This window comes from Lacisediminihabitans sp. FW035, assembly GCF_054880895.1.
Window position 1 is genome coordinate 17200 of record NZ_CM142187.1, and the last position, 23061, is coordinate 40260.

Below are 23061 nucleotides of genomic sequence, written 5' to 3' on the forward strand. Positions count from 1 at the left end.
CAGTGTAATGCGTCCCGCTTTGGCGCCCGGTGGTCAGGGGGTTGTTGTGGCGATGGACGTCTCAGTGAGGGTGGCGGACGACGGAGATGACCCACCCGAACAATTTGCGACGTACGTCATCGTGTTATTGGTGGTGGGAGTCGGTGCAAGTGTCCAGGTGAGAGTGAGCGTCTTTGGATCAACCGTGCTCGGCGAGGTCGAGTTCGGTGTGGGCTGGTCGATCTTCGACGGCGCGTTGAAAGTGAACGTGTAGTTCAGGAAGGCTGATCCACTCGGACATCCCGAGTAGGGCGGGATTTTGACGGTCACGGTGTTGTCGGCGTTGACCGGGGGGACGGAGTCAACGACGAGCGCACCCGGCTGCGTCGGCGTCGCCGCGACGTCACCGTAAAAACGCACGGTGATCGTGTCGTTCTTGCGCACATTGCCGGTGGGGTTGACGAAGTAGGCGGTACCGACCTTGGAGGCATCGGGAGCCGGTGTCGCATCCGGCACCATGTTCGCGGCGAGCCCGAGCTTGTCGAGCTGTGCCTGCACGTCGGCGAGCTTCTCTCCGATGAACATGGTCGGGCCGATGTTCACGATATCGCTCGTGGGAGTCGGGGAGGGGCTGGTGGACTTGGGAGTCTGGGAGACGCTCGGCGACTTGGACGGCGCCGGCGAGGGATTCGCTACGAGGGTGATCAGGGTGCCGATGAGCACCACGAGCAGTATCGCGACAAGGGCGATGAGTGGCCAGGTCCAGGGGCTGCGGGTCTTGGTGGGCACCGGGGTGGTCGGCGGTCCCGACTCCACGGCGTTAGCAGTGGTGAGCAGACGGGTGGCCTGGGTCGCCGGGTTCTCGCGAAGGAGAGCGGGCAGCGTTCCTGCGCCGAGGATTCCGGGCACCGCGGATGCCGCGGCCGCGACATCCCCGCGACGAAGCGCCTGGGCGGCGCGAGCCAGGTGCGCCGCCGAGGCCGGGCGATCGGCCGGGTTCTTGGCGATGCAGGCGTAGACGAGATTGCGCACCGGCTCGGAGACCGTGACCGGCAGCTCGGGAGGGGCCTCGTTGATCTGCGCCATCGCGATGGCGACCTGGGACTCGCCGGTGAAGGGCCGCTTGCCGGCGAGGGCCTCGTAGGCCACGATGCCGAGGGAGTAGATGTCGGTGGTGGGAGACGCGGGGTGTCCGCTCGCCTGCTCCGGCGAAAGGTACTGAACGGTACCCATGACCTGGCCGGTCGCGGTAAGCGGCACCTGGTCGGCGATCCGGGCGATGCCGAAGTCGGTGATCTTGACTCGGCCATCCGGCGTGATGAGCAGGTTGCCCGGCTTGATGTCGCGGTGAACGAGGCCGGCGGAGTGGGCGGCGTGCAGGGCGGATGCCGTCTGGGCCACGATGTCGAGCACCCGGTCGGTGGAGAGCACGCGCTCCCGCTCGAGGATGGTGGACAGGGCTTCGCCCGGCACCAGTTCCATCACGAGGTAGGCGCTGCCCTCCTCCTCGCCATAGTCGAAGACGTTGGCGATGCCCTCGTGGTTGACCAGGGCGGCGTGACGGGCCTCGGCACGGAACCGCTCGAGAAACCCAGGGTCACCGAGGTACTCGTCCTTGAGGATCTTGATGGCGACGGTGCGCCCGATCACCAGGTCGGTCGCCTGCCAGACCTCCCCCATGCCGCCGATGGCGACTCGGCTGGAGAGTTGGTAACGTCCTCCGAAAGTGAGGCCACTCGTGGGTCTCATTTGCCAAGCACCGCCTCTATAACTTTTTTCGCGATTGGTGCCGCGACCACATTGCCGAAGCTCGTTCCGTTCTCAACGACCACCGCTACGGCGACCTGCGGGTCGTCTGCGGGGGCGAATCCAGTGAACCACAGCGTGTACGGCTTGCCGTCGCCGTTCTGTGCCGTACCGGTTTTGCCTGCCACGGCGACCCCGCTAATTCTTGCATTACTGGCTGCCCCGTTGCTGACGTTGTTGACCATCAGCTGGGTCATCGTGGCACTGGTGGCGGGGGTGATCGGCTGGCTGAACACCTTCTGCTGGAAGGGCTGGATCACCGTGAGGTCGGGGGCGTTGATCTCTTTCACGAGAGTCGGCTGCATCAGCGATCCCCCGTTGGCGATCGCGGCAGAGGTCATCGCGACCTGAAGCGGGGTGACCCGGTCTTCGAACTGTCCGAAGGCCGAGAGCTGCACCTGGGCGGCATCCCCGATGTTGTAGATGCTCGGTGTCACGGCCATCGGGATGGAGAGCTTCTGACCGTAGCCGTAGGCGGTGGCGTACTTCTTGAGCACGTCGCCGCCGAGGGCTGCGCCGAGCTGGGCCATCGGGATGTTGCAGCTGAGTCGGAGTGCATCCGCGATCGACACTGTCGCGCCGCCACCGCAGTTGCCGCCCTCGGCATTGTTGATGGGCGTTGAGGTGCCCGTGAGGGTCAGGGTGCTGGGATTGGGGAAGGTGTCGGTGGGCGTGTACTTTCCGCTGTCGATCGCGGCGGAGGTCGTGATCAGCTTGAACACCGAACCGGGGTAGTACAGGTCACCGGCGATGGCGCGGTTGATGAGCGGCTTCGTGGGGTCGGCGAGCAGGGTCTTGTAGGCGGCGATCACGTCGTTCGAGTTGTGGGACGCCAGCAGGTTGGGGTCGTAGGCGGCCTTCGACACCATGGCCAGGATGGCCCCGGTGCGCGGATTGATCGCGACCACGGCACCGGAGTTGTTGCCGAGGGCATCCCACGCGGCCTGTTGCACCTTGGGCTCGATGGTGAGGGAGACCGATCCGCCCTTGGGCGTCTGGCCGGTGAGGATCGAGTTGATCTTGGTGAGGAACTGGTCGTTCGCGGTGCCGCTGAGGTAGCTGTTCAGGGCGCCCTCGACCCCGGTGTTGCCCTGGTTGAGGGTGAAGTATCCGGTGACCGCTGAATAGAGCTGTGGATTGCTGTAGACGCGCTGGAACTTGTACTTGTCGTCCACCGCCTTCGACTCGGCGATCGCCTGGCCGTCGACCAGGATCGGGCCGCGCTCGGCCGAATAGCTGTCGTAGAGCGTGCGCACATTGCGGCTGTCGGCGTTGAGCGAGTCCACCTGGAAGACCGTGATGACTGTGGTGGAGGCGAACAGGGCGAGGAACATGAGAAGCACGGCGATGGTCACGCGCTTGAGCTGGCGATTCATCACTCCACCACCAATTGGGGCTGATTGCGCACGCTGTCGGAGAGTCTCAGCAGCAGGGCGGCGATGATCCAGTTGGCCACGAGAGATGATCCGCCGGCGGCGAGGAACGGGGTGGTGAGTCCCGTCAGCGGGATGACGCGGGTCACGCCACCGAGCACGATGAACACCTGGAGGGCGATGACGAAGGAGAGACCGACGCCAAGCAGGCGTCCGAAGTCGTCCTGGCCGGCGAAACCGATGCGGAAGCCGCGCGACACGAACAGAAGGTACAGGGCGAGGATGGCGAAGAGGCCGGCGAGGCCGAGCTCCTCACCGAGGCTCGCGATGATGTAGTCGCTCTCGGCGAGGGGCACGATCCCCGGGCTGCCCTGGCCCCAGCCGGTGCCGATCAGGCCGCCGTGTGCGAGCCCGAAGATGCCCTGCACGAGCTGGTAGCTTCCGCCGACCGCGTCGTAGATCTTCGGGTTGAAGGCATCCAGCCACGAGTCGAAGCGGCCTTGCACATAGGGCAGCAGACGGCTGGCGATGAGCGCGCCGCCGACGAAGAGCCCCAGACCGAGGATGACCCAGCTCAGGCGCCCCGTCGCGACGTAGATCATCACGAGGAACAGCCCGAAGAACAACAGCGCCGTGCCGAGGTCGCGCTGGAACACCAACACGGCCATCGCCGCGAGCCAGATCACGAGGATCGGGCCGAGATCCCGAATCCGCGGAAATCGCATGCCGAGGAATTTGCGCCCGACGAGCGAGAGGCTATCCCGTGCGGTCACCAGGTAGCCGGCGAAAAAGATCGCCAGGGCGATCTTTGCGAGCTCGCCCGGCTGGAAGTTGAAACTCCCGATGCGGATCCAGAGCCGGGCCCCGTTGATCGTCTGGCCGATGCCCGGAAGCATCGGCAACAGCAACAGCACGATGCCGACGAACATCGCGATGTAGCGGTAGCGCTGCAGCACCCGGTGGTTGCGGATCAGCAGCAACACCGCGAGCGCGAGCAGCATCGCCATCGCGGTCCAGGCGATCTGCCGCACCCCGGCGGCCTCCCAGCCCGAATGGTTCTTGCCGATGTCGAGGCGGTAGATCTCGGCGATCCCGAGGCCGTTGAGCAGGGTGACCACCGGCAGGATGAACGGATCCGCCTGCGGTGCGACGAAGCGGAGCGCCACGTGGATCACGAGGGTGATCACGCCGAGCCCGGCGCCGAGCGCCAGCACCGGGCCCTGCACGGCCCCGGTTGCCCCGAGTTCGACGAGAGCGATCGACGCCCCGACGATGCCGCAGGCGAAGATCAGCAGTAGGAGTTCGAGGTTGCGGAGTTTCGCCGGCACCCGGAGCCGCAACCGGATCGTGTTCGTGAAGGTCGACCGCTGGCCCGCATCGTTGGCCGGAGCGGGCAGTCCGATCTGGGTGGTGCCGTCGGTGCTGGGCATTATCGAGCTCTACTTGCTGGCATCTGTCAGCCGCTTGATGATCGCCTTCGCGTCGGCGAGATCCGCGGCGCTGATCGTGTCTTCGACGGTCTTTCGCGTGTAGCTCGGCAGGTCCGCGAGCTGCACGCTCGTCTCGGAGTAGATGCTGTGGAGCGAGATCGGGCCGATATCCTGCTGCACGCCGCGATAGATGGCCACGGTCTGGCCGTCGGCGCCCACGTAGAAGAGGGACTGCGACCACCGGTATCCCACGAAAAGCGCCGCCACGATGAGCGCGACGATCACGACGATGCCGACCAGCCAGGTGATGCGGCGGCGCCGGGCTCGGCGGCGGTCTTCGAGGATCAACTCGTCGAGGTACTCGTCCGATTCCGGCTCGAAATGGCTGTCTTCGTGCGCCTGGGTGGACTTGAGCGGATGCAGCAACAGCGTCGGCAGGCGCAGCGGGCGACGACCGGACTCCCCTTCGAAGGTGAGCGGGGCGGCGGCGGATCCGACGACCATCACGGGAGAGGACGCCGATTCGCCGGTCTCGTCGATGTCGACGATCACCACGGTCACGTTGTCGGGCGCGCCCTGGTCGAGGCTCTCCTTCACCAGGCGGTCCGCGGCATCCGTCACCGCGCTCTGGGCCGTGAGGGTGTGCTCGATCTTCTCGTCTGAGACATAGCTCGAGAGGCCGTCGGAGCAGAGCATCCACCGGTCCCCCGGCAGCACGTCGAACACCGTCGTGTCGATCTCCGGGGTGGCGTCGACGTCGCCGAGCACCCGCATGAGCACGGAGCGGCGCGGATGCACCGCCGCTTCCTCCGGGGTGATGCGACCGCTGTCGACGAGCCGCTGCACGAAGGTGTGGTCCGCGGTGATCTGCTTGAGCGTGCCATCCCGCAGCAGGTAGATGCGTGAGTCGCCGATGTGCGCGATCGCGATCTGCGAGCCGGAGCGCAGGATCGCGCTGACCGTCGTACCCATTCCGGTGAGTTCCGGATGCTCGAACACGGTCTCGGCGAGCATCGTGTTCGCCGCGCTGAGCGCGGACTGAAGCGCGAACTCCGCGTCGGCGGCCGAAGCGTACTGCCGGTCGGCCTCCATCACCCGCTTGAGTGCGATCGCCGAGGCTACGTCACCGCCGGCGTGACCGCCCATCCCGTCGGCGACGACGAAGAGCTGCGTGCCCGCATAGCCGGAGTCCTGGTTGTTCGCCCGGATCTTCCCGACGTGCGAAACGGCCGTGCTCTTGCCCGATGTGGCCATTCACCTACCGCCGAAGTTCGAAACTGGTCGTGCCGATCCGAACCGGTGTGTTGAGCGGTACCGGTGTGGGAAGTGTGACCCGAGTGCCGTTGAGGAACGTGCCGTTGGTCGAGTCTAGGTCCTGGATCACCCAGTCCTCGCTCCAGAGCATGAGGCGCGCGTGATGCGTCGAGGTGTAATCGTCCCGGATGACGAGACCGCTCTCGCTCGACCGACCGATGGTGAGCGGCTCTTTGGGAAGGCTGAGCTCCAACCCTTCCTTTGGGCCCGAGGTGATCACCAGGCGGGTCGCGATCGCGGACGACGAGCCGCTGCTCGACTGCACGTTGAAGGCTTCGGTCGCATCGGACGCCGATCCGCCGCCCCAGGCGGGAGCGGGAGCCACCACGGCCGGCGCGACCGCAGAGGCCACGAACGGTGCACTGGACACGGCACCGGAGGCGACATCTGCGGGCAACCGCCGCACGCGCTGTCCGAACAGGTCGGTGCGCAGCGCGTAGACGACGGCGAAGACGAACGCCCAGAGGATGAAGAGGAAGCCGAACCGCAGGAGAAGGAGGGTGAGTTCACTCATCGGCGGCCGCCGACACCGTCGTCGCCGGCACGGAGATCGGAGAACTGGTCAACCGACGCTGATTGGGCGAGCACCCGGAACACGATACGGGTTCTTCCGATGTTGATGACGGAATCGGGGGCGAGTGGCGCTTTGTGGACGGGAGCGCCGTTGAGCTGGGAGCCGTTGGTGGACCCGAGGTCGTTGACCTCGGCCCGGGTGCCGTCCCAGAGGATCTCGACGTGCTTGCGCGAGATTCCGGTGTCATCCACGGTGATGTCGGCGTCGTGGCCGCGCCCGATGATCGTGCGGCTCTGAGTGATGGGGTAGCGCTTGCCCGCGACATCCAGCACCGGGGTCCACGAGACGGTGCCCTTGACGCTCACCGAGTCGATGCCGAGCACGCCCTGGGTGAGGGTGGGGTCTTCGGCGAGGGTGATGCTGATGCCGCCGGAGAACTGGTAGTGCTGGGCGGCGGCGTGCTGTTGGACGAGGCGGCTGAGTTCGTCGACAAGTGTGGGGCCGATTGCCGTCATCTTGGCGTAGTCGACACCCGAGAGGCGCACCGTGAACTTATTGGGAACGAGGATGCGGTCGCGCGCGACGACGGCGGCCTTGGTGTCGAGCTCGCGGCGCAGTGCAGACGTGATCTCGATGGGCTGCAGGCCGGACTTGAAGGTCTTGGCGAACGCCCCGTTGACGGCGCGCTCCAAACCCTTCTCGAAGCTGTCCAGCAGGCCCAATGTTTTCCCTCATCTGACAGAAGTAGTGTGTGGATAACTAGGTAGATGTTAGCCGCACGCCCTGAGACGCGGGCGTCAGCGGGCGGCACTCAGGCTTGTCCGTCGCTGTGGTAATGTCGCTAAGTCTGCGCGAGTGGCGAAATTGGCAGACGCGCACGGTTCAGGTCCGTGTGCCCGTGAGGGCATGGGGGTTCAAGTCCCCCCTCGCGCACAGCAGGTTCGAAAGGGTCGGTCCGGGAGCATCCCGGGTCGGCCCTTTTTTGCTATCCGATAGGTTTTCGGCATGACGAGCGAGCGCTTGCGATGAGGCCACGACCGGTCCTGGCTCTGATCGCGGCCGCCGCGCTCCTCCTTTTGGGCGGATGCTCGAGCGAGCCGGCCCCGGAGCTCTCCGTGTCTCTGTTCCAGAATCGCGCCGACTACGCGACCCGCAGCCTTCAGGTGGAGATCAGCAATCGCGGAGCGACGGATGTGGTCATCACCGACGCCACCTTCACCTCCCCGTTCTTCGCGGGATCCGGCACTGCTGGGCACCTGCCCTACACGTTGGTGGCGGGCACGACCACGGATTTCCCCGCGAAGGTTCCGCCACCGGTCTGCGACGGGCCGGACGCGAAGCCGACCGCCACGATCCACGTCACCGCGAAGGGCGGTTCTTCACTCGTCGTGAAGAGCACGCCGAAGGTGCCGTTCAACTCCCTCGGCGCCCTGCATGCGCAGGACTGCGGGCAGCGGGCATTCGAGAAGGTCGCGAGCATCACTCCGGCGCCGCACCTGCGGTTCGAGACTCGGGATGGTTCGGAGCTCGCGCTCCTCGATTTCACCATCACCCCCACCGGCGCCGCCGGCACCGTGACACTCGTGTCCACCACCGGCACTACGCTCCTCATCCCGACCGAGGGCGAGGTGCGGCCGCTCGGCCTCAGCTTCAGTGCAGCGAGTGCCTCGACCATCCTCACCCTCGACTTCGTACCCTCCCGGTGCGGAACGCACGTGATCTCCGAGGACAAGATCGGCACGCTCATCCCGTTCCATGCCGTGGCCGGGGAGTTCCGCGACGCGTACTTCCGGGTGGCAGTCTCGCCCGTGGTGAAGGGAGAGTTCTACGACTGGGTTGGTCGAAGCTGCGGGCAGTAGCCCCGGCGCCGACCCCTCCGCGAGTGGGCGAAAGTGGCGGCATGATCGCGGATATGGCGCCACTTCTGCCCCCTCGCGCACTGTGGCGGCATCAGAGGGGAAATTAGCCCTCAGCGCCCACCCTCGAGGTTGCGATTGCGCTGGGCGAGGCCGCCGACTCCATAGGGATAGTCGTCGGAACGCGGGGCGCTCGCCGCGGTGAGGCTCGCGAGTTCGTCCGGGGCCAGTCGGAGGTCGACCGCGCCGAGGTTGTCGGTGAGCTGAGCGACGGTGCGGGCTCCGAGGATCACCGAGGTCACGGCGGGCTGGGCGCCGAGCCAGGCGAGGGCCACCTGCGAGGAGCTCGCGCCGTGGGCATCCGCGATCGACTTCACTGTGTCGATGATGGTCCAGGTCTGCTCGCGGGCGTTGCGCTGCTTCCACGCCTCCATGCCGCGCTCGGGGTTCTCGCCGAGGCGGGTGGCGCCGGTCGGCGCCTGGTCGCGCGCGTATTTGCCGCTGAGCCACCCGCCGCCGAGCGGGGACCACGGCAACAGGCCGATGTTCGCGTCGAGAGCCGCCGGCACGACCTCGTGCTCGATGTCGCGCACCAGCAGGCTGTACTGAGGCTGCAGGGTCACGGGCGGAGTCCAGCCGTGCGCCTTCGCTACGTGCACGGCCTTGGTCAGCTGCCAGCCGAGGTAGTTGGAGAAGCCGTAGTAGGCGATCTTGCCCTGCGCGATCGCATCGTTCAAGAATCCGAGAGTCTCCTCGATCGGGGTCAGGGCATCCCACGCGTGCATCTGGTACAGATCGATCTGCTCGATGCCGAGACGGCGGAGGGATGCGTCGAGCGCGCGCCCGAGATGGCGGCGGCTGAGTCCGAGGTCATTGGGCCCGGTGCCCATCGGGAAGCGTCCCTTGGTGGCGATCACCACCTGCTCATGCTCGGTGGGATGCGAGGCGAGCCAGGCGCCGATGATCTCTTCCGAGGTGCCGGAGCTGTAGACGTCCGCGGTGTCGATGAAGGTGCCGCCGGCCTCGAGGAAGGTGTCGAGAATGAGATGTGAGGTGGCCTCGTCGGCCTCCGCGCCGAAGGTCATCGTTCCGAGGGCGTGGGCAGAGACCACGGTGCCGCTGTTTCCGAGTGTGCGATATTCCATGCTCTCGACGGTAGCCCCGATCCTGGACGGCGCTACCCCTGCTGCGGCACTCGGCGCGATCCCGTAGATTTCTGGTGAGGTTTCGTTGAACCGAGGTGGTGCACGCTGTGGTGCACGGGCCGGCCGCGAACGTAGATCGAGGAGCAACAAAATAATGAGCGAGTACGTCGTCACCAATCCCGCCACCGGGGAGCAGGGTCCCGTCTTCCCCCCGGCCACCGATGCCCAGCTGGATGCCGCCCTCGGGTCCGCCGACACAGCCCACCGCACGTGGTCGCGCACCAGCACGCTGGCCGAGCGCACCGCACTGATTCAGCGCGTCGGAGAGCTGCATGTCGAACGACGTGAGGCGCTCGCCGAGATCATCGTGCGCGAGATGGGCAAGCCGCTGGACCAGGCGCTCGGCGAGGTCGACTTCAGCGGAGCGATCTACTCCTATTACGCCGAGAACGGCGAGAAGTTCCTCGCCGACGAGCAGATCGATCTGCTCGATGGCGAGGGGACCGCATTCGTTCGCCGGTCATCCCTCGGTCCGCTGCTCGGCATCATGCCGTGGAACTTCCCGTACTACCAGGTGGCACGCTTCGCCGGCCCGAACCTCGTGCTCGGCAACACCATCCTGCTGAAGCACGCGGGCCAGTGCCCGGAGTCGGCCGCGGCGATCGAGCAGATCTTCCACGATGCCGGCTTCCCGGCGGGAGCCTATGTCAACATCTACGCGTCCAACGAGCAGGTCGCCGACCTGATAGCGGATCCGCGTCTTGTCGGTGTCTCGCTTACCGGATCCGAGCGTGCCGGCGCCGCGGTTGCCGAGGTGGCCGGCCGCAACCTGAAGAAGGTGGTGCTCGAGCTGGGAGGGTCGGATCCGTTCATCCTGCTCAGCACCGATGACCTGGATGCCACTGTCGATGCCGCCGTCTCCGGCCGAATCGACAACAACGGCCAGGCCTGCAATGCGGCCAAACGCTTCGTCGTGCTCGCCGACCTGTATGACGACTTCCTCGCCCGGTTCACCGCGAAGCTCACCGAGCCCACCCCGTCGGACCCGATGGCGGATGGCACGGTGCTCGGTCCGCTGTCGTCGGCCCTTGCGGCGGATCGCCTCGACGAGCAGGTGGAGCGCGCCATCGCCCAGGGTGCGACAGTCGTCGCCCGCGGCGATCGCGACGGAACCTACTTCTCGTCGGTCGTGCTCACCGGCGTCACGCCCGAGATGGATGCCCACCACGAAGAGTTCTTCGGACCGGTGGCCATCGTCTACAGCGTGCCCGACGAGGCCGCGGCGGTCACCCTGGCCAACGACACCCCGTTCGGGCTCGGCTCGTACCTCTTCTCCACCGACTCGGAGCAGGTGTTGCGCGTGGCCGACCAGATCGAAGCCGGAATGGTCTTCGTCAACGGCGTCGGGCTCGACAGCCCGGAGCTGCCCTTCGGAGGCATCAAGCGCAGCGGCTTCGGCCGCGAACTCGGGCGCTTCGGCATCGAGGAGTTCGTGAACCGCAAGATGATCCGCATCCTGAAGTAGGGGTCGAGGAGGGCGCGTGCTCGCTCGCTAGTTCGAGCGGTCGCGCCCCGATCGACGCAGCCCGAGCACCATCAGGACGATGCCGACGACAGCGATGACGAGGCCGATGTACAGCCACGTGCGGTCGCCGGTCATGAAGCTTCCCGGGATCAGGTTCAGGCCCTGTCCGGCGAACACGCCACCGATGAGCAGGGCGATCACGCCCACGGCGGTCAGGACGGTGCGTGCGGTGCTGTTGTTCACGTCTCTCAACCTACCCTCGGGGACCGGAATGAGTCCCGATCGTCGAAGGGGAAGTGCCGCCAGTGTCCTTCGGATACGACCCGGACGGCGTGATCGACAACCATGATCGCTGTCTGGTCGTCGATTGCATAGGACGCATTGGCTAGGCCAGCAGCCCACTTCTCGGCCGCCGCCATCGAGTTGCCGGGGAGGCCCTCCGGGGCCAGATGCGGGCAGATCGAGAAGTCGACGACCCCCAACGGGCTGTCATCTCCGGCCGGCGGTCGCCAGCCCATGAACTCTCGGCCTATGTGGGGAGTCATCACCATGCTTCCGGCGCTGAGCCCCACCCACACCGTCTCGTTCAACGACGAGAGCATGTCGGCCAGACCCGACTGCCGCATCCAGTGGCTCAGGTAGAGCGCATCACCGCCAGCCACCAGAAGCACGTCTGTCTCGCGCACGAGCGGCTTCCACCGCTCGTCGTCGATGCTCGGCAGCGCGGTGAGCTCCAGCACCCCGACGGACTTCCAGCCCAGGTCGACCATGGGATTCTCCGATCGACCGGAGATGAACTCCCAGGCTTTGACTCCGGGCCGACCCACGGATGGCCGTACTGAGCGGTCGGGATGCAGAGCGCGATGGACTCGGCGATCGGTTTGCCCAACAGCTCGACCAGTGCATCCTGGATGCTCGGGTTCGAGACCCCAGCCGAAGTGAGGAGAAGCTTCACAGGGCCTCCCGAGACGAGCGCCATTTCCGTCGCCGCGAGTCACGCATCGTCATCCACATCGCCCCACGCCGCGATGTCGACGCCATGATTCTCAGGGGACGCCATCGTCCACCACTCCGGCGCGTGCGAATCGTCGGCCAACCGGCCGCCCGCAGCCTGAATGGCGACGACCCGCGCCTCGGCCTGGTCATTCGGCACGGCAACGTCGATGTGCGATCGTCCGCGACCCGGCGCGCCGATCTCGTCGAACCACATCCGCGGACCTCGCCGCAGGGGATCGACGATGAGTCCGCCGATCGATTCGTATCCCAGCGCCGCGATCCAGAAGTCACGGGTCGTCACGCCCTCCGCCTCAGCGATGGCGATCTGGATGGTGTGCAATCGCGACGGATCAGGGGTGAGACCGAGTTCGAGGGCGATCGCCGAGACGCGGCGCGCGAGCTCGGCATCGGCGGCATCGAGTCGACCGCCCGGCGAGGCCGCGGTGCGGACCACGACCGCTTCCGGGCGAAGGTCGATGTCGGGCTCCCGCCCCACCTCTGCTGTCTGGGCGGCAATGCGGCGGATGAACTCGACACCGGTGGCGAACGACCCGGTGGGGAAGACGGTCTGTGCGCCGCCGTACAAAACGTGCCAGCCGGCGGTGCCGGGCTCGTCATGAAACTGCCTGGCGCTGATCCAGTCGACCATTCGTGCTCCTCACGGACGAAGAAGAACTGTGAGTCCCCACCCGGCGCGGGTGGCGGCATCGCCAACCTAGTCGGGGGTTCTGACACTCTCAAGGCTTTTCGTGCCGACGAGGCTTCGATCGAAAGTGCACTAGAGAGCGCCGTGAATCAGTGACAGGGTCGACACATGGAAATCGATGAGTGGTGGCCCAAGTTGGACCCCTCCGCGCAGCAGTGGCTGATCGCCAACAACGGAGACGCGGTGTCGGCCGAGATTCTGGGGCAGATCGCGGCCGTCGGTGGCGAGGTCACTCCGGAGGCCGACCGTACCTTCTTTTTCTCCGACGAAGAGACGGACTGGATCGAAGCCATCGCAAATGACGAAGGTGCTGCCGAATGAGCGCCGCCCCGCCGATCACCATCACGCCGGTCTTCGTCGCCGATCTCCTCGCCGAGGGCGAGCGGATGCCGGTCTACGTGCATGTCATCGACCATCCGGATGGCCGCGTCCTTGTGGATACCGGCATGACCGAGCTGCACTCGGCGGTGGCCGACATGGAACCCCGCATCCGCCCACTGAGCGAGCAGGATTTCGACCTCTCCGGCATCGACTTCGTCGTGAACACCCACCTGCACTTCGACCACTGTGGCGGCAATCGACTCTTCGCCGGCACACCGATCTACGTGCAGCGCCAGGAGCTCGAGGATGCCCGCACCGAGAACGACTACACGATTCGTGAGTGGGTCGATGCGCCCGGTGTGCAGTATGTGCCGGTCGACGGCGAGTTCGAGCTGCTTCCGGGAATCCGGCTCGTTCCGGCGCCGGGTCACACCCGCGGCTCGCAGGTCGTCGTCGTCGAGACCGGCGGGAGTCCGCTCGTGATCTGTGGCGACGCCGCGGTATGGTTCGGCGAGCTCGACGAGCCGCGCACCGAGGGCCAGCTCAAGATTCGTGCACTCGAGCCGGACCTGGTCTGGCTCGCCCACACGCACGAGCCGTGGCGGCCGCCAGCGGCTGACGGATCTCGCGAGCGATGAACGATGGCGCACCTTCCCTCCCGGGCATACGGTGGGACCATGATCGGAACCCTCGAAGCGATCATCTTCGATTGCCCTGACCCTCGCGTTCTCGCCCGGTTCTATTCCGAACTCCTCGGCGCGGAGATCGTCCAGTACGACCCCGATCGGGCCGAGCTCGTGCCGCCCGGCAGTTCGCGCCCGCTCATCGCATTCCAGCTCGCCGAGGACTACCGGCCACCACGGTGGCCCGGTCAGGATGTCGGCCAGCAGCTGCATCTCGACGTGAAGATCGACGACTTCGAGGTCGCCGAACCCGCGGTGCTCGCACTCGGTGCGACAAAAGCGGGTTCGGATTCGCCCACGTTCCGGGTCTATCTCGACCCCGCCGGGCATCCCTTCTGCCTCATCACACCCGAGGATTGACGGCGTCGAATCGTTCGGTCGAGCCTATTGACCCGAATTGCCCGCGCGTCAAGGCGTACCCAAAAGTGCGTTTCGGGATGAGGATGAAACGGTGACGCACGAACTCATGACTCCCGAAAACAATGTCAAACGCATCATGTGGACCGGCACCGCCTGGTTCTCGGTTGCGGTCGGGTCCTCGGCCGTGACGCTCGGACTACTCCTCGGATCCGGGTGGCGTCCGGCCGTGCTGCCAGAAGACCTTGAGGTGATGTGGTGGATCGGCGCAGCGCTGGTCACGCTGTCCATCGGCCTGATCGGATGGTCGGGATGCCCGATCCTCGAAGTCGACGTTCCGACAGCGGACCGGAACAAGACCCGCACCATGCAGCTGGGGACCATGCTGTTCATCATCGGCGGAGCGACGGCCATGTTCGCGGTGCTCCTCGGGCCGGCTCGCTGAAAACGAGCCCTGCGACCGTCAGCGGAAGGCCGGGATGCCCGTGATGTGGTTGCCGATGACGAGGGTGTGCACCTCATCGGTGCCCTCGTAGGTGCGCACGCTCTCCAGGTTGTTGGCGTGGCGGAGCGGCGAATAGTCGAGAGTGATGCCGTTGCCGCCGAGCATGGCGCGGGCATCCCGGGCGATCTGGATGGCTTCGCGGCAGTTGTTGAGCTTGCCGATCGAGATCTGGTGCGGCTGCAGGGCACCGGCGTCCTTGAGCCGTCCGAGTTGTAGCGCGAGCAGCGTGCCCTTGTTGATCTCGAGAGCCATGTTCACGAGCTTCTCCTGCGTGAGCTGGTACCCGGCGAGCGGCTTGCCGAACTGCAGGCGCTGCTTCGAATAGTCGAGGGCCGCGAGATAGCTGTCCCGCGCGGCACCCATCACTCCCCAAATGATGCCGTAGCGGGCCTCGTTCAGGCACTCGAAGGGACCACGCAGCCCCTTCGCCTTCGGCAGCATCGCCGACGACGGCAGGCGTACCTCGGCGAGGTCGATCTCGCACTGGATCGAGGCGCGCATCGACAGCTTCTGCGGGATGACGGTCGCCGTGAAGCCGGCGGTGCCGGTGGGCACGAGGAAGCCGCGGATGCCGTCATCGGTCATCGCCCAGATGACGGCGATGTCGGCGATAGAGGCGAGCCCGATCCAACGTTTGGTGCCGCTGATCACCCAGTCGTCCCCGTCGCGTCTGGCGAAGGTCGTCATGCTCCCGGGATCGGAGCCGGCCGTGGGTTCGGTGAGCCCGAAGCATCCGATGGCCGTGCCCGCAGCCATCCGTGGCAGCCACTCCTGCTTCTGCTCCTCTGAGCCGTGACGGTGGATCGCCGTCATCGCGAGTGAGCCCTGCACGCTCACGAAGGTGCGCAGCCCCGAATCGCCGGCCTCGAGCTCGAGGGCTGCGATGCCGTATTCCACGGCGGATCGACCAGGACAGCCGTACCCGCTCAGGTGCATCCCGAGCAGCCCGAGCTCGGCGAGACGCGGGATGATCTGGGTGGGGAAAACGGCGGCGTCGTACCAGCCCGCGATGTGCGGCTTGATCTCCGCTTCGACGAAGCCGCGCACCGTGGCTCGCAACTCGAGCTCCGAGTCGCTGAGCAGCGAATCGACGTCGATGAGGTCGGAGGTATCGGGCACGGGGCTTCCTTCGGTCGGGGTCTCTCGCACGGTACCAGCCCGTCGTGCGCAATCGCTCAGTGTGCGAGCCACTCGCGCACCGCGGCATCCTGCTCCCCCAGCAGCGGCGGTGCGGAATTGCGTCGGGTGATCGGTGGGGTCCAGGTGATCGGATGCCGCACCTGCGAGCCGACGGCGACCCCGGTAGCGTCGAACACCTCGATCGTGGGCTCGAGCCCGAGTGATTCGGCGAGTTCGAGCCCGTCGGCGATCGTTCCGACGCGCCCGGCGGGAACCCCCGCCGCGGTCAGTCGGCGCTGCCATTCGGAAGCACCGTGCTCTCGCAGCCGCTCCTCGAGGAGCGGCACGAGCGCGGCCCGATTCGCGACGCGCAGGGAATTTTCGCCGAATCGCGGGTCATCCGCCAACAGCGGGCTGCCGATCACGGCGGCCAGTCGCCGGAACTGGCCGTCGTTGCCGCACGCGACGGCGATCGGACCGTCGGCGCACTCGAGGGTCTCATAGGGGGCGATGGACGGATGCGTGTTGCCGAGGCGCCCCGGAACCACCCCGGCGCCGAGGTAGGCCTGCGCCTGATTGGCGAGTGAGCCCTGCAGGCTCGAAAGAAGGTTCAGCTCGAGCCGCGCGCCGACGCCGGTCGTCTGGCGCTGCAGGAGCGCCGCGAGGATGCCGGCCACGGCATCCTTCGCGGTGAGCACGTCGACGAGGGCGACGCCGGCCTTGAGCGCCGGGCCGTGGACCTCCCCGGTGATGCTCATCAACCCGCCGACCGCCTGCACGACGAAGTCGTAGCCGAGCAGCCCACTTCCACCGGCGCTGCCGAAGCCGGTGATGGAGGCGTACACGACACCCGGATTCGTCGCCCGGGCGTCGTCATAGCCGAGGCCGAGCCCCTCCATACCCCCGGGCTTGAAGTTCTCGACGACCACGTCGGCACGGGCGATCAACTCCCGGGCGAGCACGAGGTCGCCGGCCTCGGCGAGGTCGAGACAGACCGACTCCTTGTTGCGATTGACGCTCTCGAAGTAGGTGGAGCCCGTCGCGGAAGAGGGTGGAGCCCACGAGCGGGTGTCATCGCCGACATCCGGTCGCTCCACCTTGATGACGCGGGCGCCGAGATCGGCGAGGGTCATGGTGGCAAGCGGACCGGCGAGGACCCGGGAGAAATCGGCGACGAGTATGCCGGCGAGCGGTCCCGCCGGTGTCGTCATGGTCACCGGTGCGACGTTACTCCCGCCGGGCGGCCGCCGCGGCCCTGCCGTAGAAGACAAATGCCACTATCGAGAGCGCAAGGAAGACGATCGCCAGCAATCCCGCGGACCAATTGCGCGGGATCGCCACCATCACGCTTTCGGCGCGGGATCAGGGGCGTCGGCCGGGTGGCCCTCCATTGCCCGGGCCATTGCCATTGCCGTTCCCGTTGTTACCGCCGTTGTTGTTCCCGGTTCCGGTGCCGGTACCCGTGGTCGGGGCGGGAGTCGGCGTGGGGGACGTCGTTCGGTAGCTGTTGCTGCGCAAGAGCGTTCCCGTCGGCTCGGTGAACGTGCCGCCCTTGCCGTAGACCGCGCTCGCATTCAGCGACGCCAGAACGGGCTTCATCACATAGGTGCGCAGATTGGACGCGAGGATGCCGCCGATCGAGATGCGCCGCATGTTCTGGCTGCCCACGATGTTGCCGATCCACACCGCCGTCGTGGTCTGCGTACTCGAGGCGACCATGTAGCTGTGCAGGGCCTCGGCCGTGCCGGTCTTGCCGAAGAGAGGCGTTCCGTCGCGAGGATTCGCGACCGCTCCGGTGCCGCCGGACTGCAGCGGTCCCTGCAGGTCGTACGCGGCCGCTGCTGCAACCTCGGGGGTGAGCACCTGGCTGCAGCTCTGGGCCTGGCCGGGCAATTCCTTGCCATCCGGTCCGACGATCTTGTCCACCGCGATCGGCTGGCAGAGCTTTCCGCCGCTGGCGACCGTCGCGTACGCGTTGGCCATGGTGAGCGGCGACGGAGTGTTCGTGCCGAGGATGGACGCTGGCGCATGGGAGAGTTCGGAATTGTCGGCGTTGTGTACGCCCATCGACTCGGCGGTATCGCGGATGTCGCAGAGGTCGAGCCTCGACGCCATGTTCATGAATGCCGCATTGACCGAGCCTTTCGTGGCGCTCAGCACGCTCATCTGACCCTGGCTCACTCCGCTGTCGTTTTTGGGCGTGTAGCTCTCGATCAGGGGGTAGTAGCCGCCATCACAGGTTGCGGGAAATGACTTGGACCGGGCGGGATAGGTCTGGATGTTGGCATTGACCGTGTCCTGGATGCCGTGGCCCTTTTGCAGCCAATCGATCAGCGTGAAGAGTTTCCAGGTGGATCCGACCGGGAATCCGGATGACCCGCCGTACGCCTTATCGGTGTTGAAGTTGATCGCGGTGGTGGTGGCCGGATCCCCCTCACCGGTGTCGTCAAACCCCTTGTTCTGCGCCATGATCACGATGCGCCCAGTGCCGACCTGCACCGTGGAGATCGCGCTGCCGAGATTGAATCGACCCTCGGTGGCGGGCGTGCGCTGTGCGAGATCCTGCTCGGCGACCGTCTGCTGGTCGAGGTCGATGGTCGTATACACGGCGTTGCCGCCGCGGCGCCAGGCGGCCACGCGGTCGGCTTCGGTCTCTCCGAGGCCGGTGAGGTTCTTCACGTTCTTGATCACGTAGTCACAGAAGGCCTTCGCCGCGGAGGCATAGGAGCATCCGTTGGTCGCAGGGCTGATCTTCACCGTCGTCGCATCGACCGGGGTGCCGATGGCCTCGGTGTACTGCACGGCGGTGATCATCTTCTCGTCGAGCATGGTTGCGAGGATCACATCGCGCCGGGACTTGTTGCGCTCCCAGTTGTCGGACGAGCCCGGGTTACGAAGCGACGGCTGCTGCACCACCGCAATGAGGCTCGCAGCCTGGGCCAGCGTGAGGTTGGCGGCCGTCGTCGAGTAGTACTGCTCTGCTGCCGCTTCGATCCCGTAGGTGTTGCCACCGAACCCGGCGATGTTGAGGTACGCGAGCAGGATCTGGTGCTTCGTGTAGTTCTTCTCGAGCCCGATGGCGAGCTTGGCTTCTTTGAGCTTGCGGTCGAGGGTGTTGGCCTGCGCCTTCGCTTTCGCTGCCGCGAGCTTCTTCGGATCGCTGATCGTGGCGACGGCATCCTGGATGGCCAGCTGCTTCACCAGCTGCTGTTCGATGCTCGACGCGCCCTGGAGGTCGTTTCCGGTCAGGTTGTTCACCGCGGCCCGGGCGATGCCCGCGAGGTCGACCCCGCCATGGTCGTAGAAGCGCACGTCTTCCGCGGCGACGAGGGCGTCCTTCGCGAACGGCGACACCGCATCCCACGCCACTTCCTGGCGATTCTGGTCGTAGACCTGCGCGAACGGCACCTGCTCCCCGCCGCGGAGCCCGTAGAGGATGTTGCGCTGGGACTGGGCGCCGATCTTGATGTAGTCCGGCAGATTCTCGAACAGCCCGACGGCACTATTGGTGACCTGGCTCGTGGCGACGATCGCGGGGGCGGCGAGCGTGACGACGAGAACGGCAGCAAGCGCGCTGAATCCCAGGAGGCCGAGGATGGAGCGCAACAGGCTGGTGGGCTTCGCTTCAGACACGATCACCCTCTCGATTCAGCGGTCGCGGGGTCTCCCAGACTAACCCGACGACCCTGAACGAACGCCGGGCTGGGACAACACGAGCGATCGGCGCCCTGTGCTGCTGAGCGGTCCGGCTCAGCTCAGCGGTTCGGCGAGGCCGGTCTCGGACGTTCCCGGTTCGCCGGGGTGAGCGACCCGTGTCGCCGAGAGCACCGCTCCGATGCTGGCGGCGATGACGAGGCCGATCGCCACGAAGGCTACCCAGGTGAAGGTCTGGCCAAGGATGAGGAAACCGGCGGTCGTCGCGATCGCTGGGGAAAGACTCATCAGGATCGAGAAGGTCGCCGAAGGCAGCCGGCGAAGGGCGACGAGTTCCAAGGTGTACGGGATGGTCGAAGACAGCAGCGCGACGGCCGCCCCGAGCAGGAGGATCCCGGGCTGGAAGATCACTGGGCCGGCACTGCCTATACCGAACGGCACCGTGATCACTGCTCCGATCGTCATCGCGAGCGCGAGCCCGTCGAGCCGGGCGAACCGCGACCCGGTGCGGGCGGAGAGCAGGATGTACCCCGCCCACATCGTCGCTGCACCGAACGCGAAGGCGACGCCCACCGGATCCAAATCACCGAAGCTGCCCTGGCTGAGGATCACGACCCCGGCGAAGGCGAGTACCGCCCAGAGCCAGCTCGATGCCCGGCGGCTGATCACGACAGAGAGCACGAGGGGTCCGAGAACCTCGATGGTGATGGTGGCCCCGAGCGGCACCCGGGCGAGTGCCTCGTAGAACAGTGCGTTCATCAGGGCGAGCGCGATGCCGAAGGCGATGACGGTGAACCAGTCGTTTCGACTGTGACCGCGAAGCCGGGGCCGGGCGACGGCGAGCAGCACGATCGCCGAGAACGCCAGCCGAAGGGAGACCATGCCGATTGCACCCACCGACGGGAAGAGCAGCACCGCGAAGGACGCTCCGACCTCTTGGCAGATGAGTCCGATCGCCACGAGCCCGACGGCACCCACCGGACGTGACGCCGGGCGGGGTGCGGGGGGTGTGGCGGTCATGGTTCAACGCTAGGGGCATCAGCGACGGCGAATAGTCAAGCCCCTCAGCCGACGGCCGAACTGGCACCCAACAGTGTTAGCGTCGCCGAATGGCCCGAATAGTCGCCGTCGCCCCCGCGCTGCCGGACAACGTGTACGCGCAGTCCGACATCACGGACATGATCGCGCCGATGGTCACCGCGGATTCGAAGAAGCAGGCGGTGCTGCGTCGGCTCCATTCCGGCAGCCATGTCGAGACCCGTCATCTCGTCATGCCGATCGAGCGCTATCGCGACGCCAGCACATTCACCCAGTCGAATGACATGTTCATCGAGGTCGCGGCCGATCTCGCCGAGCGTGCCCTGAGGGATGCCCTCGCCCTCGCCGGGCTCGACCCGCACGACGTCGACTACCTCATGTTCACCTCCGTGACGGGCATCTCCGCCCCCTCGATCGACGCCATCCTCGTCACCCGCCTCGGGCTGCGATCCGATGTGAAGAGGGTGCCGATGTACGGGCTCGGATGCGTGGCCGGGGCGGCGGGCATCGCGCGGGTCGCCGACTACCTCGCCGGGCACCCCGAGGGGGTGGCCGTGCTCATCGCGGTCGAGCTCTGCTCGCTCACCTTCCAGCGTGACGACGATTCCACCGCGAACCTCGTGGCCACCGGCCTGTTCGGCGACGGCTCCGCAGCCGTGATCATGGTCGGCGACGAGCGAGCGAAGCGGATGCCCGCCACCGGGCCCGACGTCGTGGACACCCGAAGCGCGCTCTACCCCGACACCGAGTCCGTGATCGGATTCACCGCAAGTGAGACCGGATTCCGCATCATCCTCACCGCCCAGGTGTCAGACGTGATCGAGGCCAACTTCGGGCGGGACGTCACCGGCTTCCTCGGCGACAACGACCTCGACATCGACGACATCGACACCTGGATCGCCCATCCCGGCGGGCCGCGGGTGCTCGAGCAGTTCCAGTCGTCACTCGGGCTCACGGACGGGGTGTTCGACAACAGTTGGCGCTCCCTTGCGGCCGTCGGCAACCTCTCATCCGTCTCGGTGCTGCACATCCTCGCCGAGGAGCTTGCGGCCGTGCACCTACCTGGATCGCACGGCGCGCTCTTCGCCCTCGGCCCGGGAGTCAGCGCGGAGCTGGTGCTGCTGAGGTGGCCATCGTGATCTGGTTCACCGTGCTCATCCTCGCCACGGGTGCAGAACGCATAGTTGAGGTCGTGCTCTCGAACCGGCATGCCGCGTGGGCCTTTGCGCGCGGTGGCCGGGAATACGGCCAGGGCCACTACCCGTTCATGGTGGTGCTTCACACGGGCATGCTTCTCGCCTGCCTCGCCGAGGTGTTCTTCACCGATCGGCCCTTCCTGCCGTGGCTGGGCTGGCCGATGCTCGCGATCGCGCTCGCCTGCCAGGCTCTGCGCTACTGGTGCATCGGCACCCTTGGCCGGCAGTGGAATGCGCGAGTGATCGTGATTCCGGGTCTCGGCCGTGTCACCGGCGGGCCGTATCGCTTCCTCACGCATCCCAACTACGTCGTCGTTATCACCGAAGGCATCGCGCTGCCGCTCGTGCACACCGCGTGGGTCACGGCGCTGGTGTTCACGGTGCTGAATGCGATCCTGCTATTCGGATTCCGCATCCCCACGGAGGAGAGGGCGCTCAAGACCCTGGACGCGGTGGCCTGAGAATGGATGTCGACGTGCTGGTGGTCGGGGGCGGTCCCGTCGGCCTCGCGACGGCGATCGAGGCCCGGCTGCGTGGATTGACCGCGATCGTCGTCGAGCAGCGCAAGGGTGATGCCGACAAGGCCTGCGGCGAAGGGCTGATGCCGGGCGCGGTGCCCGCCCTCGCGCGACTCGGTGTCGATCCTCCCGGGTTCACTCTCCGCGGGGTGAGCTACCGCTCCCCCGGTCGTCGCGTCGATCATTATTTCGCAACCGGCGAGGGCCGCGGGGTGCGGCGCACGGCGCTACACGATGCGCTCGCCGAGCGGGCGCGATCCCTCGGTGTGGACGTGGTGAGAGGCAAAGTGGATGCCCTCGAACAGGACTCACAGTCGGTGACAGCTGCCGGCATCCGGGCTCGATATCTCGTGGCCGCGGACGGACTGCACTCCACGGTTCGCCGGCTGACTGGGCTCGAGCGACCGGTCGCCGCGCGGAGTCGGCGGTACGGAGTGCGGCGACACTTCCACGTCGAGCCGCAGACCGACCTGATCGAGGTCTATTGGACGCCGACCGTCGAGGCCTACGTCACCCCCGTGGGCGGTGGTGTGGTGGGAATCGCGATGCTCGGCCGGCAGAAGCTCGACTTCGAGGGAGCTTTGGCGGGCATCCCCGCTCTGGCGTCGTTGGTGAGAGGCGCCGAGCCGGCGAGCGCGTTGCGCGGCGCCGGCCCGTTTCGCCAGCGCACGACCCGCCGGTCAGAGGGCCGGATACTGCTCGTGGGCGATGCCTCCGGTTACGTCGATGCCATCACCGGCGAGGGTATCCGGGTGGGTCTCGCGCAGGCGGAGGTCGCGATCGCGAGCATCGCCCGCGACGAGCCGCGGGCCTACGAGCGGGAGTGGATGCGGCGCACCCGGGACTTCCGCCTGCTCACGGCCGGGCTAGTGGCGGCGGCGAACTCGCCCGCGCGCGGGGCGATCGTGCCCGCGGCATCCGCTCTCCCCAGGGTGTTCGGCGCCGTAGTGGAGCGGCTGGCGCGATAGAGGACGGACGAAGCCTGGACAGTGGGCCACCCGCTCCTGCGTCGATCCCGGGCAGCAA

At 66.7% G+C, this 23061-nt stretch carries 22 protein-coding genes, 1 tRNA gene and 1 pseudogene; 10 read left to right on the plus strand and 14 right to left on the minus strand.

Annotated elements, in window-relative coordinates; genetic code table 11:
* Positions 1–33: 33 nt before the first annotated feature.
* The 6 genes from ACVXZ4_RS00095 to ACVXZ4_RS00120 are packed head-to-tail and all read right to left on the minus strand — an operon-like array spanning position 34 to position 7138.
* Entirely contained in the window at positions 34–1728 is a 1695-nt protein-coding gene (locus ACVXZ4_RS00095; RefSeq protein WP_461796227.1) for a serine/threonine-protein kinase, read from the minus strand.
* Positions 1725–3161 carry a peptidoglycan D,D-transpeptidase FtsI family protein gene (locus ACVXZ4_RS00100; protein ID WP_461796228.1) on the minus strand — a complete coding sequence of 479 codons (1437 nt, stop codon included), beginning with the start codon at positions 3159–3161 and terminating at the stop codon, positions 1725–1727. The genes ACVXZ4_RS00095 and ACVXZ4_RS00100 overlap by 4 nt, the downstream gene beginning before the upstream one ends.
* Complete coding sequence (locus ACVXZ4_RS00105) at positions 3161–4588, minus strand: FtsW/RodA/SpoVE family cell cycle protein (protein WP_461796229.1); 1428 nt, start codon at positions 4586–4588, stop codon at positions 3161–3163. The genes ACVXZ4_RS00100 and ACVXZ4_RS00105 overlap by 1 nt, the downstream gene beginning before the upstream one ends.
* 9 nt (positions 4589–4597) lie before the next feature.
* The gene (locus ACVXZ4_RS00110) at positions 4598–5842 is read right to left on the minus strand and encodes a Stp1/IreP family PP2C-type Ser/Thr phosphatase (RefSeq protein WP_461796230.1); all 1245 of its coding nucleotides are present in this window, start codon (positions 5840–5842) and stop codon (positions 4598–4600) included.
* Positions 5843–5846: 4 nt separating this feature from the next.
* Positions 5847–6416 carry an FHA domain-containing protein FhaB/FipA gene (locus ACVXZ4_RS00115; RefSeq protein ID WP_461796231.1) on the minus strand — a complete coding sequence of 190 codons (570 nt, stop codon included), beginning with the start codon at positions 6414–6416 and terminating at the stop codon, positions 5847–5849.
* The gene (locus tag ACVXZ4_RS00120) at positions 6413–7138 is read right to left on the minus strand and encodes an FhaA domain-containing protein (RefSeq protein WP_461796232.1); all 726 of its coding nucleotides are present in this window, start codon (positions 7136–7138) and stop codon (positions 6413–6415) included. The genes ACVXZ4_RS00115 and ACVXZ4_RS00120 overlap by 4 nt, the downstream gene beginning before the upstream one ends.
* A 127-nt stretch (positions 7139–7265) precedes the next feature.
* Here ACVXZ4_RS00120 and ACVXZ4_RS00125 point away from each other — a divergent pair.
* Both ACVXZ4_RS00125 and ACVXZ4_RS00130 read left to right on the plus strand, forming a co-directional pair.
* A tRNA-Leu gene (locus ACVXZ4_RS00125) sits at positions 7266–7349 on the plus strand.
* A 92-nt stretch (positions 7350–7441) separates the two neighbouring features.
* Positions 7442–8275, plus strand: coding sequence for a hypothetical protein (locus ACVXZ4_RS00130; protein ID WP_461796233.1), 834 nt, complete (start codon positions 7442–7444; stop codon positions 8273–8275).
* Positions 8276–8385: 110 nt separating this feature from the next.
* On the opposite strand, the gene ACVXZ4_RS00135 is transcribed toward ACVXZ4_RS00130, so the two are convergent.
* The gene (locus ACVXZ4_RS00135) at positions 8386–9417 is read right to left on the minus strand and encodes an aldo/keto reductase (protein WP_461796234.1); all 1032 of its coding nucleotides are present in this window, start codon (positions 9415–9417) and stop codon (positions 8386–8388) included.
* Between the two features lie 154 nt (positions 9418–9571).
* On the opposite strand from ACVXZ4_RS00135, the gene ACVXZ4_RS00140 reads away from it, so the two are divergent.
* Positions 9572–10942 (plus strand): NAD-dependent succinate-semialdehyde dehydrogenase, encoded by a 1371-nt coding sequence (locus tag ACVXZ4_RS00140; RefSeq protein WP_461796235.1) that lies wholly within the window; start codon positions 9572–9574, stop codon positions 10940–10942.
* A gap of 27 nt (positions 10943–10969) precedes the next feature.
* Here ACVXZ4_RS00140 and ACVXZ4_RS00145 read toward each other — a convergent pair whose 3' ends face one another.
* The 3 genes and pseudogenes from ACVXZ4_RS00145 to ACVXZ4_RS00155 form a co-directional block, all read right to left on the minus strand.
* Complete coding sequence (locus ACVXZ4_RS00145) at positions 10970–11185, minus strand: hypothetical protein (RefSeq protein WP_461796236.1); 216 nt, start codon at positions 11183–11185, stop codon at positions 10970–10972.
* Positions 11186–11190: 5 nt separating this feature from the next.
* Positions 11191–11897: pseudogene (locus ACVXZ4_RS00150) on the minus strand (Type 1 glutamine amidotransferase-like domain-containing protein).
* Positions 11898–11936: 39 nt separating this feature from the next.
* Complete coding sequence (locus ACVXZ4_RS00155) at positions 11937–12587, minus strand: VOC family protein (protein ID WP_461796237.1); 651 nt, start codon at positions 12585–12587, stop codon at positions 11937–11939.
* A gap of 165 nt (positions 12588–12752) precedes the next feature.
* On the opposite strand from ACVXZ4_RS00155, the gene ACVXZ4_RS00160 reads away from it, so the two are divergent.
* From ACVXZ4_RS00160 to ACVXZ4_RS00175, 4 genes are all read left to right on the plus strand, one after another.
* The gene (locus ACVXZ4_RS00160; RefSeq protein WP_461796238.1) at positions 12753–12965 is read left to right on the plus strand and encodes a hypothetical protein; all 213 of its coding nucleotides are present in this window, start codon (positions 12753–12755) and stop codon (positions 12963–12965) included.
* Positions 12962–13603, plus strand: a complete 642-nt coding sequence (locus ACVXZ4_RS00165; protein ID WP_461796239.1) for an N-acyl homoserine lactonase family protein — start codon at positions 12962–12964, stop codon at positions 13601–13603. The genes ACVXZ4_RS00160 and ACVXZ4_RS00165 overlap by 4 nt, the downstream gene beginning before the upstream one ends.
* A 39-nt stretch (positions 13604–13642) precedes the next feature.
* The gene (locus ACVXZ4_RS00170; RefSeq protein WP_461796240.1) at positions 13643–14008 is read left to right on the plus strand and encodes a VOC family protein; all 366 of its coding nucleotides are present in this window, start codon (positions 13643–13645) and stop codon (positions 14006–14008) included.
* 91 nt (positions 14009–14099) lie between these two features.
* Positions 14100–14450 carry a hypothetical protein gene (locus tag ACVXZ4_RS00175; RefSeq protein ID WP_461796241.1) on the plus strand — a complete coding sequence of 117 codons (351 nt, stop codon included), beginning with the start codon at positions 14100–14102 and terminating at the stop codon, positions 14448–14450.
* A gap of 18 nt (positions 14451–14468) precedes the next feature.
* On the opposite strand, the gene ACVXZ4_RS00180 is transcribed toward ACVXZ4_RS00175, so the two are convergent.
* The 4 genes from ACVXZ4_RS00180 to ACVXZ4_RS00195 form a co-directional block, all read right to left on the minus strand.
* Positions 14469–15629 carry an acyl-CoA dehydrogenase family protein gene (locus tag ACVXZ4_RS00180; protein WP_461796242.1) on the minus strand — a complete coding sequence of 387 codons (1161 nt, stop codon included), beginning with the start codon at positions 15627–15629 and terminating at the stop codon, positions 14469–14471.
* A gap of 56 nt (positions 15630–15685) precedes the next feature.
* Complete coding sequence (locus ACVXZ4_RS00185; RefSeq protein WP_461798026.1) at positions 15686–16840, minus strand: CaiB/BaiF CoA transferase family protein; 1155 nt, start codon at positions 16838–16840, stop codon at positions 15686–15688.
* 151 nt (positions 16841–16991) lie between these two features.
* A complete protein-coding gene (locus ACVXZ4_RS00190; RefSeq protein ID WP_461796243.1) occupies positions 16992–19262 on the minus strand; it encodes a transglycosylase domain-containing protein in 2271 nt (756 codons plus the stop codon).
* A 117-nt stretch (positions 19263–19379) separates the two neighbouring features.
* Positions 19380–20303, minus strand: coding sequence for an EamA family transporter (locus ACVXZ4_RS00195; RefSeq protein WP_461796244.1), 924 nt, complete (start codon positions 20301–20303; stop codon positions 19380–19382).
* An 89-nt stretch (positions 20304–20392) separates the two neighbouring features.
* Here ACVXZ4_RS00195 and ACVXZ4_RS00200 point away from each other — a divergent pair, with 89 nt between their 5' ends.
* From ACVXZ4_RS00200 to ACVXZ4_RS00210, 3 genes are read left to right on the plus strand one after another with little or no spacing between them, the layout of a single operon-like run.
* Positions 20393–21460 (plus strand): type III polyketide synthase, encoded by a 1068-nt coding sequence (locus ACVXZ4_RS00200; protein WP_461796245.1) that lies wholly within the window; start codon positions 20393–20395, stop codon positions 21458–21460.
* A complete protein-coding gene (locus ACVXZ4_RS00205) occupies positions 21457–21978 on the plus strand; it encodes an isoprenylcysteine carboxyl methyltransferase family protein (RefSeq protein ID WP_461796246.1) in 522 nt (173 codons plus the stop codon). The genes ACVXZ4_RS00200 and ACVXZ4_RS00205 overlap by 4 nt, the downstream gene beginning before the upstream one ends.
* 2 nt (positions 21979–21980) lie before the next feature.
* Complete coding sequence (locus tag ACVXZ4_RS00210) at positions 21981–23003, plus strand: NAD(P)/FAD-dependent oxidoreductase (protein ID WP_461796247.1); 1023 nt, start codon at positions 21981–21983, stop codon at positions 23001–23003.
* Positions 23004–23061: the final 58 nt, after the last annotated feature.

Excerpts from the sequence above, each read along its gene's own strand:
- ACVXZ4_RS00160 (WP_461796238.1), top strand. The coding sequence starts at position 12,753 with ATGGAAATCGATGAGTGGTGGCCCAAGTTGGACCCCTCCGCGCAGCAG.
- ACVXZ4_RS00100 (WP_461796228.1), bottom strand. The coding sequence starts at position 3,161 with ATGAATCGCCAGCTCAAGCGCGTGACCATCGCCGTGCTTCTCATGTTC.
- ACVXZ4_RS00195 (WP_461796244.1), bottom strand. The coding sequence starts at position 20,303 with ATGACCGCCACACCCCCCGCACCCCGCCCGGCGTCACGTCCGGTGGGT.
- ACVXZ4_RS00140 (WP_461796235.1), top strand. The coding sequence starts at position 9,572 with ATGAGCGAGTACGTCGTCACCAATCCCGCCACCGGGGAGCAGGGTCCC.
- ACVXZ4_RS00210 (WP_461796247.1), top strand. The coding sequence starts at position 21,981 with ATGGATGTCGACGTGCTGGTGGTCGGGGGCGGTCCCGTCGGCCTCGCG.
- ACVXZ4_RS00155 (WP_461796237.1), bottom strand. The coding sequence starts at position 12,587 with ATGGTCGACTGGATCAGCGCCAGGCAGTTTCATGACGAGCCCGGCACC.
- ACVXZ4_RS00115 (WP_461796231.1), bottom strand. The coding sequence starts at position 6,416 with ATGAGTGAACTCACCCTCCTTCTCCTGCGGTTCGGCTTCCTCTTCATC.
- ACVXZ4_RS00170 (WP_461796240.1), top strand. The coding sequence starts at position 13,643 with ATGATCGGAACCCTCGAAGCGATCATCTTCGATTGCCCTGACCCTCGC.
- ACVXZ4_RS00185 (WP_461798026.1), bottom strand. The coding sequence starts at position 16,840 with ATGACGACACCGGCGGGACCGCTCGCCGGCATACTCGTCGCCGATTTC.
- ACVXZ4_RS00165 (WP_461796239.1), top strand. The coding sequence starts at position 12,962 with ATGAGCGCCGCCCCGCCGATCACCATCACGCCGGTCTTCGTCGCCGAT.
- ACVXZ4_RS00200 (WP_461796245.1), top strand. The coding sequence starts at position 20,393 with ATGGCCCGAATAGTCGCCGTCGCCCCCGCGCTGCCGGACAACGTGTAC.
- ACVXZ4_RS00095 (WP_461796227.1), bottom strand. The coding sequence starts at position 1,728 with ATGAGACCCACGAGTGGCCTCACTTTCGGAGGACGTTACCAACTCTCC.
- ACVXZ4_RS00110 (WP_461796230.1), bottom strand. The coding sequence starts at position 5,842 with ATGGCCACATCGGGCAAGAGCACGGCCGTTTCGCACGTCGGGAAGATC.
- ACVXZ4_RS00135 (WP_461796234.1), bottom strand. The coding sequence starts at position 9,417 with ATGGAATATCGCACACTCGGAAACAGCGGCACCGTGGTCTCTGCCCAC.
- ACVXZ4_RS00105 (WP_461796229.1), bottom strand. The coding sequence starts at position 4,588 with ATGCCCAGCACCGACGGCACCACCCAGATCGGACTGCCCGCTCCGGCC.
- ACVXZ4_RS00130 (WP_461796233.1), top strand. The coding sequence starts at position 7,442 with ATGAGGCCACGACCGGTCCTGGCTCTGATCGCGGCCGCCGCGCTCCTC.